The following is an 11,959-nucleotide window of genomic DNA, read 5'->3' as shown; positions in this document are numbered from 1 at the left end:
TATATAAAACTTTAAGTCATTAACGCTAAATCTTGAAAATCCATTGGTAACATCTTCTTCTTATTAACAATTTCTTGATACTTGTTATCTAAGAATGTAATAAATATTGGACAAGTCTCATATTTACCATCTCGCTGACATTTATCACCCAGTGTGAGAAAACACTTAGTATTCTTCTTATCGTAATAAGGACATAACTTGTAGTAAGTTTTAGCGCTTTTTATCATGCGTTCTATCCATTGTTTCTTGTGATCCTTTTTTTCTGCCTCTTTTTCGGCCTTTGCCAACGCCTTATTTATCTCATCTTCAGACATTTTCACTGATTTATTAGCTGACATAAATTCTCCCTCCTACTTGCTATAACTTCTAGTACAAAGATTAAATAGATTACTACTACTACTGATCTGCTCCTATTATAAGAGAATTAAAATGAACGGTTTGTATAATCTTGATCTTTCTGTCAATGTACTTATAATTTAAACCAGATATAGTAGTAGTAAATAATGCCAAAAGGAGAAGGGAAAGCTAACAAGAAGACAGTTTCTCTTTTAGAGTTTTTGAAAGGCCTATTCTGACTCCCATTTTAGGATCTTGATATACGTAAAGAAGCCTTTTAATTTGTAAGTTCTTGAGTACTCTAAATAACCAACTAGTATCAGCTTTCATTTCTTCTTGAAGCTGGTCAAGGTAGATGTAAGTTGTCCCCCACTCCTTATACTTGTTCAATAAATAACTTAGTATTTCTTTTTCATCATCATCAAGTTTATCCAAAATCTCCTTTATACAATCCGTTGGATTAGTCTTTTGTTGTTTTTTGTTTTCATTACTGGTTTTTCCATCAATAAACCACAAAACTTCTTGTGCTTTTTTGTCATCTCTTTTCTCAACTTTGTTGTTTTTTGTTTGGTAAACTTTTTCACCCTCTAGTACTTGCTTAGCAAGTAATAAGTACTCTTTGAATTTAGAATTGTTTTGTGATTCAATAATATCTCTAGCTATGTTTTCTCCTCTCCTACTTAAGTGCCATCTTCCTCCTTCTTGATAAACTAAACCTTTCTTCTTCCAATAACTGAGATAACTACTTATGTATTTAGTTTCGTAACCTAAATTAGTCGCAATTTCAGCTGTTCTTAATGGTCTAGCGTAGAGGAGGAGTAGTATTGCCTCAACCAATTTGGATCTAGGCGACTCCTTACCTGGTTTCTCCTCCTCACTTATCTGTTGAGCTATAGCCTCTATATCATCTCTTTGATAGTCCTCACTCATCTTATTATATTAGGCATTATAACTTAAAATACAAGCTAAAATCCCGATTGGGATTATTCAGTTAATTTTTCATTTCAGTACTACTCATTGGCAAGTTTTAATAGCGTAGAATTTGTTGTAACCTACTATGACGTTGTAGACACCAGAAAAGAGTTTATCTAAATTCTCATCTCCCGTATCGATTCTAAAACAGTTAATGGTGTAAAGCTTAGAAAGAGTAGACACTACTATAAGATCATCCTTTTTTACCTTTCTTAAGAACATTGGCCCTAATTCTTGATTCCCTCTTCCGATTAGAAACCCTTGTTTGCCTATTGGGGTAAGCAATATTTTTAACTCCCCGGTTAAATTGATTAAATCAAAATAGCTGACATTTTCTTTTATTAATTTCTTTCCTCTAATTATATCAATGCCTAAAAATGGAGTGTTGATCTTTAGTTTCCTTTCTATATATTTTACAGTACTCCCAGGACCCATAATATAGGTTATATTATCATCCATGTTATCTATTATATAATCTGCGATTTCCTCTAGTTCATCCTCGCTATATTGTGTCTCCTCTTTACTTGGGGTTAATAAACTATTACTGCTTATGGCTAGGGCTATATAATACAATTTGACAGAATACGTTCCTTTTCTATACGCCTCCTCATCAACATCTAGAATTTCTTCCCTCACGATTTTTGCTTCATCATGTAAAAATTTTGTTAACAATATCGCTGCGGCCTCGGGCGTATTAGCGAAAACTCCGCTATGCATTTTTACGCCAGCGGGAACTCCTAAAATTGGTATTTGCGCTCCTTGAAGTCCCTCAAATACATCCCTTGCTGTTCCATCCCCACCAACAAACACAATAATATCTACCCCTCTTCTTACAAACTCTTTTACAGAATCAATTGTATCATATCTGGTAGTTTTTTCCTTTTCACCTATAGGTATTGTATCATATTTCAATTTTGTTTTAATAAAATATATTTCTCCCATTTTTAACTTTGGTGTTACATAGATAGCATCTTCTGGGGCTTTGACCAAAAATCTGGCAACTCTACTTGGTATTTCAGGGTTCTCGAGACATAATTCATCACTACCTTTCCTTCCTATTCTTCCACCTGCACCAGCATATGGATTCACAAGAAATCCAATTTTTTTCAACATTTCTTTAACACCTTAAGTATGAAGGCTAAGGTCAGATATCCTAGATGTTCTTCATTAGGAACTAGAAATATAATAAGATCGTTAGGACCACAATTCTCACAATTTTCCTTAATTTCTTCCAATAACCCTTTGAGTGACATCTCCTCTGTCTTAGGTGGAATCTCTATTTTTCCTTCTTCCGTATGAACGCACACTAATACTTTTTCCGCACCTAATCTTATTATTTCATCTCTTAGATGCAAAACTGGAATCTCTTTTAATAATTCCGCACCTCCCCTTATGATAAGCATTGATGAGTCCCAACCTAATGATTTCAAAGTAACATCTTTTATATTGGATGTGTTTTTAATACATGAGACTATTTTATTCCCTTCTTCTGTGAGAGTATTTCCTCCTACTGGATCTGTCTGAATTAGTTTCATTTCTCTTAATCTTTTTAGTAATGTTTTTATAGATGCTTCTGATAATCCCGTTTTTTTCATCAATAATATCCTTCCTACTGGCTGTAATTGGCTTATGTAAAATAGGCTCATTATAACATGTCCTTCATCAAATTTAGGCTTATTGCCTTGTCTGGTTTCCACAGCTTTGGTAAGTACAATCTGGATATCCATATTTAAATATATGATAAGATAGATTAAAATTATGTTTAGAGGAAGAAGCTTGTTGTGTCTGCTTGATTTTGAAACACATGAAATAGAGAAAATGTTAGATGTCTCATTTATAATGAAAAATTACGTTTATCATAATAACGTTCCAAGTCCGTTAAGTGGTAAGAGAGTCGCATTACTTTTCGAGAAGCCAAGTACTAGGACTAGGGTTAGTACTGAATTAGCAGTATCAATGTTAGGCGGAATTCCAATTGTTCTTAATAAGCAAGATTTGCAATGGTCTAGAGGCGAACCAATCGAAGACACTGGAAGGGTTTTAGGCAGAGTTGTTAATGGGATAGGGGCCAGAGTACTAAATCACTTAACCCTAGTTAAACTAAAGGAATCATCTGGAGTTCCGGTATTTAATTTATTAAGCGATCTTTCTCATCCCCTGCAAGCATTAGCGGACTTAATGACCATTAGGGAAAGGTTTGGTAATAATCTAATTAAGATAGCATTTGTTGGTGACGGGACTGATAATGTATTGCTAAGCCTAATGGCAATTGTGGCTAAATTAGGATTAGAGTTGCACATCGCGACTCCTAAAGAACTTAAGCCTAGAGAAGATTTGTATAAGATAATAAGTGAGATTGCAGATGATACGGGTAGCGTTATAGAGATTCATGAGGATCCCTATGATGCTGTTAGGGGTGTGCATGTAGTCTATACTGATGTTTGGGTTAGTATGGGACAAGAGAATATTGCTGAACAGAAGAAGAAACTATTGCAGAACTATAGGGTTACTTCAGACTTAATGAATTATGCGGTTAAGGATGCTATATTTATGCATTGTTTGCCAGCTAATAGGGGAGAGGAAGTAGAGCCTGAGGTAATAGACGGACCTAAGAGTGCCGTCTGGGATCAGGCTGAGAATAGATTATATACAGCAATGGCAGTGTTTTCATTATTTATTTAAAGAAATCGTAAATAGATTTTTGCTTGATTAGACCCTTTATCGTACGTAACTCAAATAAGTTTATTTTAGCCTTTAATTTTTTATTTACTTCGGATATGGCTTGATCTAGACTGTCATATTTTCCTATCCTATTTTTCATAGCATTCCTCACAGTTTCTCTAATGTGCCAATTTCCAACTGGTGCAAAGTATTCTTCTGTTATTTCCCTAATGATTATAACTCCCGCTTGTCTCTTTGCTTCCTCTAAATGTTCTAGCACCGCTAGTCTTGCAGCCATGTATCCTCCATCTAAATATTCATACTCTCCCCAGAAATTCTCCTTTAGTTCCGAAATTGTGAGATCTTGAGACCATAAACTTAGTGGATGCCATATTTCTATCCATATTGAACTAAACTTTGATGGATAAAGTACAACATAGAAGTAGTTGCCTAAATATGAGCCGTGGTAAACTTCTATCTCATTTATCTCGTTATAGTTTATTATTTTGCTATATAGAAATTTACCAACTGTGCTGTCAACTGCAGTTATTGCCCATCTAGTTGGTACGAATCTTCTGTTTTTTTTCTTGCCTAGAAGCCCAAACGATAATGCCTGCATTATCTTATAATAATCTACATTATACCTATACAGTTCTAAGATCGCTTCTGCAGATTTTACATCATCAAAGATTAGCTTATCCAATTTAGTTGGGATTTTAGGATTATCAACAACCTTTATTTCCTCTGCGATTCCTCCAGGTCCTCTCGGTAAAATTATTCCGTCAAATTTTAATTTCGCCTCTAATGTTTTTAATTTTGCCTCAGATACTACTGGATTATCTGAAATTATTGCCAATGGTATTTCTGTATTGTAATATTCAGTAGCTTTCTCGACCTTAACTGTAGTTATACTCGAGATTAATGAGGATCTCAACTTTATTATATCCCCTAGATTTACCTTTCCCCACCATTCCTTAACGTTCTCATATTTTCTAGCATCTTCCCCATATACTGAGGGTGGAATATTTACGATTAGTGAAACTTTAGGATATCCTTTCTCTCCAACTATTCCACTAGGAGGAGTAGAACCTTCAACCAGTTTAAATGAGGTATCTATTTTAATTTTCTGAAGACTACTAACCATACCTCTAAATCTCTCCATTATTGGACAATATGGTAACCCACAGAGATTCTTATGTCCCTTACACTTGATGCATAGCTCTGCTGGAATTTTGTGCATTTCTTATTTTCCTCTCAATATACCATTGTAAAATGGAAAATTTAGCTCTAAATGATAATCCATTGATTATATTTCTTATTTTCCCTCTCCTTAAGTTATCTAGGATATCGTCTAAATTAAACTCCATTACCTCATATAAATCATTATATGCGGAACCTATTGCTTGAATTACGTGAGCGTCACTATTTGAAACTCCAGCTAAATTCAGCTTTATGGATGCTTCTTTAGCCTTATTATTAGCCATTTTAGGAGCCTTAGAGTTATAAATTTCAATTAAATCAAATTTATATTCAAATACCTTATTACCTATTCCTTTTCTAAAAATATCGAAAGGATGTGAGGGAAATATTAAGCAAGAGTTCTCCTTAGCGTAGTCTACTAATTCAGCTATTCTATTAGGTGGAGATGGTGGGAAATTGCACAGTATTACAACGTGACCATATTCAGTAGTGACTTCTTGTCCAGGGATCACTTTTTCTTCCTTTACGCTGTTTAAACCTAAAGAAGTATCGTGATCTGTAATCGCCACGTATATATTTCTAGCTCTAGCATAGGCAATTATATCCTTAGGGAAATATTTTCCATCGCTATATCTCGAATGTACATGGAGATCAAAAAACATTAGAAGTAACCTAATTCTTTCATAACTTCTAATGTTAAAATCGTTATTCCAGCAGCGCCTCTCACTAGATTATCTCCAAGAACAACTAATCGTAACACATTTCCTTCGAACTTTACTCTGCCTACTGTCACTGCCATTCCGTCGTAATATTGTAAGTCTCTAGCTGGTTGAGGTCTATCCTCATCTTTAAATAAAATAATTGGTTTCTTAGGTGCGGTAGGCAAGTTCTTATGTTGAGGTAATGACGCGAAACCATCTAACGCTTTTTGAACTTCTTTTTCATCCACATTATCGTTAGTTACAATATTAATTACACCCATATGTCCAACTTTTACAGGGACTCTGGTAGTGGTTGGATGAATTTCTAAGCTAGAAGATTGTAGTTTTCCAGCTTCGAACTTTCCTAACATTTTATTTATTTCCTTGGGAATTTTCTCCTCTTCCCCTTTAATCCAAGGTACAACATTGCCATCTATTGCCATAAATGGTAAACCGCTATAGCCAGCTCCGCTTACTGCTTGTAAAGTTACTATATACATAGCGTTAATTTTGATTAATCTTTCTAAGGGTTTAAGTGGCATAGAAAGTATTGCCGCAGTACAGTTAGGATTTTTGACTAATAGTCCATTCCAGTTTTTACTACTTTTTTGATATTTTAGTAGCTCTAAATGCTCCCAATTTACTTCTGGATTGATCAATGGCACATTTGGATCCATTCTAAACGGTGATGCATTAGATACTACTATTTTTCCTTGTTTTACTAACTTTAATTCAACATCCTCTGCTAGTTCATTAGGTAATGCTGAAAGAACAACATCAACATCTTTATGATCTTCGTACTCAGTGGAGACTATTGGTAATTCAGCTACGTTTTCCGGAATATCTCCGGGTTCAATCCATTTTACAGATTCTTTGTATTTTTTACCAATCTTTTGGGGTGATGCACTAACTTTCACTAATTCTATATAGGGATGTTTTGAAAGCATCCTTACCATTTTTTGCCCTACCATTCCGGTAGAGCCTAGTAACGAAACTTTTATCTTATCAGCCACTTACGATCACCTTATGCAACTCTTTTGCTAATTTTTCTCCTTCTTCCTTATTAACTATAAAGGTCATGCTTACGTTAGATATTCCCCTAGAGATAGCTAACGGATCATAACTTGAGGCTATTGAAAGAACCTTAGTAGAGATCTCCTTCTTCTTTATTCCACATCCTACTATACCTACGATATTAACATCATTTACCTCGATATCCTTTACCAAAGTTCCCTTTAATTCTTCTAATTTCGATAACAGTCTATCTACAGAGAGTGAATCAACAACGAGTTGTATTGTGGTCTCACTAGCTGGTTGAGAAATTGATATTATGTTAACTCCAGCCTCCTTTGCTTCATTTGTTATTCTTGCCGCAGATCCTATTTTTCCAACGATCTTAGTACTCTCAACTGTTATCAATTTTGCGTTATCCAAGAGTGATATTCCTTTAAGTCCATCATTATTTTCACATTCTCCATTAATTATGGTAAATCCATCTTCATATAATGACTCAACTATTACCTTCATATCACTTCCAAAGACTGGATCAAAAGTTCTAGGATGTAATCTTTTTGCTCCTAACTGTGATAGTTCTATAGCTTCTTCCAACGAGAGTCTAGTTATCGTTTTAGCATTTTCGAATTTTTTAGGATCCCCTGTCATTATCCCGGGGACCTCGGTAACTAGTCTAACTTCTCTTAATCCAATTAGTTTACCTAGTAAGGTTGCAGTATAATCGCTACCACCCCTTCCCAAAGTGGTGTATCTCCCCTCTTTTGTTCTCCCTATAAAACCTGGAAGGACTATCACGTTAGCTTTCACATTTTCTAATGTACCCATGATTTCCTTTTTAGATAGATCCTCAATTACGTTAGCTTCACCGTAATTTTCATCAGTTAAAAATGGAGGAGTAATCACACCTTCAGCTTCAATTCCGTTACTTCTTAATATTGCTGAAAGGAGTAAGGTAGCCATTCTCTCTCCAAATGAAAGTATGTAGTCTCTAACTCTCGGGGTTACTTCGTCTAATACTCTTATAGACCAGGCTACTCTGAACAGTTCATCACTCAGCCTAGATATATCCTTAAATGAGTTCTCGAATTCCTTGCCATCTGCCAATTTTGATAACAGTTTTATATGCCTTTCGTAAATTTCAGTTACAATATTTGGAGAGTTATCAGTATTCAAAGTTGCACTTATTAACTCGTTAGTAACGTTTTTAATAGCTGATGTTACTACTATGATCTTATCAGATTTCTTTGAAAAATCTTGTATCTTCTTTACGATAAGTTCATAATCTTTTTCATCTTTTTGTATTGATCCACCTATTTTAACTATTAGAGCCATTTATCTCACCTAAGATAATTTTTTCCATGTGTAGAGGATTAACTAATATTCTCTTAGCCTCTGCTTTGGTCATACTATCTGGATCTTTTAATGAATGTCCTGTTAGGATTAAAACTGTTTTTTCATCTTTATCTACTACCTTTTCATTTATTGCCTTAATGTAACCAGCTAAGGCAGCTGCTGAAGCAGGCTCAGCTCCTATGCCCTCTTTTCTAGCTAGGGTCTTCTGCGCGTCTAATATTTCAGAATCAGATACCACTATTGCGGTTCCATTAGATTCTCTTATTGCTTTCATTGCTTTTTGCCAATTTACTGGTTTTCCTATTCTTATTGCAGTAGCTACAGTATCTGGATTTTCTACGAAATCTGGAGAATCTTTGCCTTTGATTATAGCAGTAGCTATTGGTGATGCTCCCTCAGCTTGGATTCCAATCATTCTGGGAATAGTATTTATCACTCCAGTTTTAACTAGCTCATTAAATCCCTTCCATATGGCGTAAATATTACCCGCATTGCCTACCGGGATTATTACATTATCTGGAACTCCTAGTTCTTCCGCTATCTCAAATGCTATTGTCTTCTGTCCTTCTAATCTCCATGGGTTAAAAGAATTTAATGGATATACTACTTTTAAATCCTTATATAACCTCATTACCGCATCCATAGCAACGTCAAAACTTCCATCAACCTCTAAAATAACTGAGCCATAAAGTATTGACTGAGCTAATTTACCTAATGCTACCTTACCTTTAGGTAAGACGATAAAGCTCTTTATACCTGCTCTTGCAGCATAAGCAGCTGCGGAAGCTGCAGTGTTTCCAGTAGATGCTGCTATTACGGTTTTGTAGTTTAAGCTTACTGCAGAACTAACTGCTACTGTCATTCCTCTATCCTTAAAACTTCCAGTAGGATTAAGTCCTTCGAATTTAAAATAAAGATTATCGTTTATATTTGAGGATCTTATTAGCGGGGTATTTCCTTCATTTATACTTACAATATTTTTATATTTACCTGCTATCAGTTCTTTGTATCTCCAAACTCCTCTTCCTCTCAATTTGTTGAAAGAGAAGTCTTTTGGTGGTTCCACTAGAATTTCCAATAGTCCTCCACATCTCGGACATAATATTTGATTTTGATCTATTTCCGTTTCATATCCACAACTTAAGCACTTCATTATTCCGCTTAGTGTGTTTCCAACAACAATTCACCAGCTGTTTAAAGTGGTTTGTTCTGCAAAATATAAGCTTTGTTGAAGTATAATAATCACATGACGTTCAAAGATCTCAGAGATTATATTGAATTTATGAAAAAGAAAAATAAATTAATTGAAGTCGATGAGGAAGTAAACGTCGATTTAGAAATAGCTGAAATAACAAGAAAAGCAACTTATGCTCATCTACCCCCTCTTTTATTCAAAAGGATTAAAAATTATGAGAATTGGAAAATAATCTCTAACGTTTTTTATTCAATGGAAAGCTTGTATGAGATTTTTGGAACGAATAAACTGGAATCAATATCGGAAGGATTTCTATCAAATTTGTCCAACATGCCTATCACATTTTTTGATAAAATAAAATCACTTAGGGAAATTTTAGGACTAGGAAAAGTAATGCCTAAAGCTAAGACACCTAGTTTTAAAGAGGAAAAGAATTTAGATCTGGCTAAGATTCCTGCAATAAAAACCTGGCCTAAAGATGCCGGAAGATACCTTACCTTTTCCATAACAATAACAAAGGACCCAGAGACAGATGTTCATAATCTTAGCGTTTATAGAATTCAAATTCTAAACGAAAAGGAGGCAATAATTCATTGGCAAGCCTTTAAAAGAGGCGCGCTTACTGCTAAAAGATATTTAGAAAAAGGCACTACCAGGATACCTATTGCCATAGTAACCGGAGTGGATCCTGCTATAGCATTTACAGCAGCTTCTCCAGTCCCTCATGGAATAGATAAGTATATGTTTGCGGGAATCTTGAGAGGTGAGGGAGTTGATGTAACTGAACTAGATGATAAGTTGCTAGTACCGAGTCATTCAGAAGTAGTTTTAACTGGTTATGTTGACTTGAATGACATGCGTCTAGAGGGTCCCTTTGGAGATCATATGGGTTATTACACACCAGCAGATTACTATCCAGTTTTCAAATTGGAAAAAGTATACATTAGAGAAGACCCCATATTTCACGTAACATCAGTAGGCAAACCACCACTTGAGGATGCTTGGATAGGTAAGGCTGTAGAAAGGATATTCTTACCTTTTGCCAAGATGCTAGTTCCAGAACTTGTCGACATGAATCTACCAGAATATGGCCTATTTACTGGGATTGGTATATTCTCTATAAAGAAATATTACCCTGGCCAAGCCAAGAGAGTTATGATGGCTCTATGGGGTACTGGTCAACTAAGCCTTTTAAAGACGATAATAATTGTTGATCAAGATATAGACGTTCATGACATTAATCAGGTTATTTACGCTATTGCAGCTAATGTAGACCCTAAACGTGATGTTTGGGTAATAGAAAATGCGCTTACGGACTCATTGGACCCTAGTGTTCCATTTCCACCATTAGGTAGTAAACTAGGTATAGACGCTACTAGGAAGTTTAAAGAAGAAATGGGAAAAGAATGGCCAGAAGAGGTTAGGTCAGACGAGGGAGTAGCTAAAAAAGCAGATGAAATAATAAATAAAATTATAAAGAGATATCAAACCTCCTAACCATTATCGTATCTCTATATATTATTGAAACCTCACTTATATCTTCTAACTTAGTCTCTATTTCCAATGACTCGTTTTTTCTTAATTCTTTATTCACCTTTACACTATCTGTAATTGCCTTAAGCCCAACTTTATCGTCTATCGTATTTACAGTGACATTATACTTTAGAATTATTTCCAGAATTTGTACTGGATATTCTAAATTACTAGTTATTTTAAGGATTCTCCCTGTTAATTTCACTACGAAAGGATTCATATGTGAATATAGTTTTTTCGAGTATTATGCCTTATCCTACTTAAAAAGCATAGACTACCAAGATGTAGATTAGAGCCGAAATGGCCTCAAGTAAAGTGGAAGATTTCGTAAAGAATTGGGGAGGTAAGCAAGAACCAAGTATTGGTGAAAGAATAAAGAATGCGTTCAAACCACAGCAACCATTAAGGTATAGATTAGTAATGGCAAACTACAGACTAAGGACAATGGTAAGTCGTCTTGACGTTTACATTTCAAGATTACAAGAGAGAGATAGGACTCTATTCGAAAAGGTCGTAGAATCACAGATGTCAAAGGATACTGCAAGAGCAGCTATGTATGCTAATGAAATAGCTGAGATTAGGAAGATCTCCAGGCAGTTGATTACGACACAGATTGCCCTAGAGCAAGTGCAACTCAGGCTAGAGACTATAACTGAGCTAGGAGACGTGTTTAACAGTCTAATACCAGTACTTGGTGTTATAAAAGAACTAAGAAATGCGATGAAAGGAGTTATGCCAGAGATAAGTTTGGAGCTAGCAGAATTAGAGGAGGGATTACAAGAGGTAGTAATAGAAGCAGGAGACTTTACTGGCGCACCAGCCAACTATGGTGCTTCAAGCCCAGAGGCAAGGAAGATATTGGAAGAAGCTTCTGTTGTTGCTGAGCAGAGAATGAAGGAGAAGTTCCCAGAATTGCCAAGCTTCGTTACCTCTACTCAGAAAGTATCTAATCAAGAGCAGAAATAATATCTGATTCATAGATTTTTTCCTAAGA

General features: G+C 35.2%; 13 protein-coding genes. 3 read left to right on the top strand and 10 right to left on the bottom strand.

Annotated features, from left to right (window positions below):
* Positions 1-11: 11 nt before the first annotated feature.
* From J5U23_RS12560 to J5U23_RS12545, 4 genes are all read right to left on the bottom strand, one after another.
* Positions 12-338 carry a hypothetical protein gene (locus J5U23_RS12560; RefSeq protein WP_218258516.1) on the bottom strand — a complete coding sequence of 109 codons (327 nt, stop codon included), beginning with the start codon at positions 336-338 and terminating at the stop codon, positions 12-14.
* A 187-nt stretch (positions 339-525) separates the two neighbouring features.
* Complete coding sequence (locus tag J5U23_RS12555) at positions 526-1,266, bottom strand: replication initiator protein WhiP (RefSeq protein WP_218266350.1); 741 nt, start codon at positions 1,264-1,266, stop codon at positions 526-528.
* Positions 1,267-1,350: 84 nt separating this feature from the next.
* Positions 1,351-2,421, bottom strand: coding sequence for an ATP-NAD kinase family protein (locus J5U23_RS12550; RefSeq protein WP_218266349.1), 1,071 nt, complete (start codon positions 2,419-2,421; stop codon positions 1,351-1,353).
* Complete coding sequence (locus J5U23_RS12545) at positions 2,415-3,035, bottom strand: DUF4443 domain-containing protein (protein WP_218258513.1); 621 nt, start codon at positions 3,033-3,035, stop codon at positions 2,415-2,417. Before J5U23_RS12545 ends, J5U23_RS12550 begins: the two co-directional genes overlap by 7 nt.
* Before the next feature lie 31 nt (positions 3,036-3,066).
* Between J5U23_RS12545 and argF the strand changes: the two genes are divergently transcribed.
* Positions 3,067-3,990, top strand: a complete 924-nt coding sequence (gene argF / locus J5U23_RS12540; RefSeq protein WP_218266348.1) for an ornithine carbamoyltransferase — start codon at positions 3,067-3,069, stop codon at positions 3,988-3,990.
* Here the strand turns inward: argF and J5U23_RS12535 are convergent.
* From J5U23_RS12535 to thrC, 5 genes are read right to left on the bottom strand one after another with little or no spacing between them, the layout of a single operon-like run.
* Entirely contained in the window at positions 3,983-5,209 is a 1,227-nt protein-coding gene (locus J5U23_RS12535; RefSeq protein WP_218258511.1) for an Nre family DNA repair protein, read from the bottom strand. The two genes, argF and J5U23_RS12535, sit on opposite strands and share 8 nt — an antisense overlap.
* On the bottom strand, positions 5,172-5,831 hold the full coding sequence (locus tag J5U23_RS12530; RefSeq protein WP_218266347.1) for a PHP-associated domain-containing protein: 660 nt from the start codon (positions 5,829-5,831) through the stop codon (positions 5,172-5,174). Before J5U23_RS12530 ends, J5U23_RS12535 begins: the two co-directional genes overlap by 38 nt.
* The gene (gene asd / locus J5U23_RS12525; protein ID WP_218266346.1) at positions 5,831-6,883 is read right to left on the bottom strand and encodes an aspartate-semialdehyde dehydrogenase; all 1,053 of its coding nucleotides are present in this window, start codon (positions 6,881-6,883) and stop codon (positions 5,831-5,833) included. The genes J5U23_RS12530 and asd overlap by 1 nt, the downstream gene beginning before the upstream one ends.
* Positions 6,876-8,216 carry an aspartate kinase gene (locus tag J5U23_RS12520; protein WP_218258508.1) on the bottom strand — a complete coding sequence of 447 codons (1,341 nt, stop codon included), beginning with the start codon at positions 8,214-8,216 and terminating at the stop codon, positions 6,876-6,878. The genes asd and J5U23_RS12520 overlap by 8 nt, the downstream gene beginning before the upstream one ends.
* Complete coding sequence (gene thrC / locus J5U23_RS12515; RefSeq protein WP_218258507.1) at positions 8,200-9,390, bottom strand: threonine synthase; 1,191 nt, start codon at positions 9,388-9,390, stop codon at positions 8,200-8,202. Before thrC ends, J5U23_RS12520 begins: the two co-directional genes overlap by 17 nt.
* Before the next feature lie 93 nt (positions 9,391-9,483).
* Here thrC and J5U23_RS12510 point away from each other — a divergent pair, with 93 nt between their 5' ends.
* Positions 9,484-10,929 carry a UbiD family decarboxylase gene (locus J5U23_RS12510; RefSeq protein ID WP_218266345.1) on the top strand — a complete coding sequence of 482 codons (1,446 nt, stop codon included), beginning with the start codon at positions 9,484-9,486 and terminating at the stop codon, positions 10,927-10,929.
* Here the strand turns inward: J5U23_RS12510 and J5U23_RS12505 are convergent.
* Positions 10,904-11,185, bottom strand: coding sequence for a hypothetical protein (locus tag J5U23_RS12505; protein WP_218266344.1), 282 nt, complete (start codon positions 11,183-11,185; stop codon positions 10,904-10,906). The genes J5U23_RS12510 and J5U23_RS12505 overlap by 26 nt on opposite strands.
* Positions 11,186-11,265: 80 nt before the next feature.
* On the opposite strand from J5U23_RS12505, the gene cdvB1/B2 reads away from it, so the two are divergent.
* Positions 11,266-11,931, top strand: a complete 666-nt coding sequence (gene cdvB1/B2, locus J5U23_RS12500) for a cell division protein CdvB1/B2 (protein ID WP_009992298.1) — start codon at positions 11,266-11,268, stop codon at positions 11,929-11,931.
* The last annotated feature ends 28 nt before the right edge of the window (positions 11,932-11,959 follow it).

Origin of the sequence: Saccharolobus shibatae B12, from assembly GCF_019175345.1 — an archaeon.
GTDB lineage: Archaea > Thermoproteota > Thermoprotei_A > Sulfolobales > Sulfolobaceae > Saccharolobus > Saccharolobus shibatae.
The sequence above is the reverse complement of the archived record's forward strand: the minus strand, read 5'-3'. Positions and strand labels throughout refer to the sequence as shown.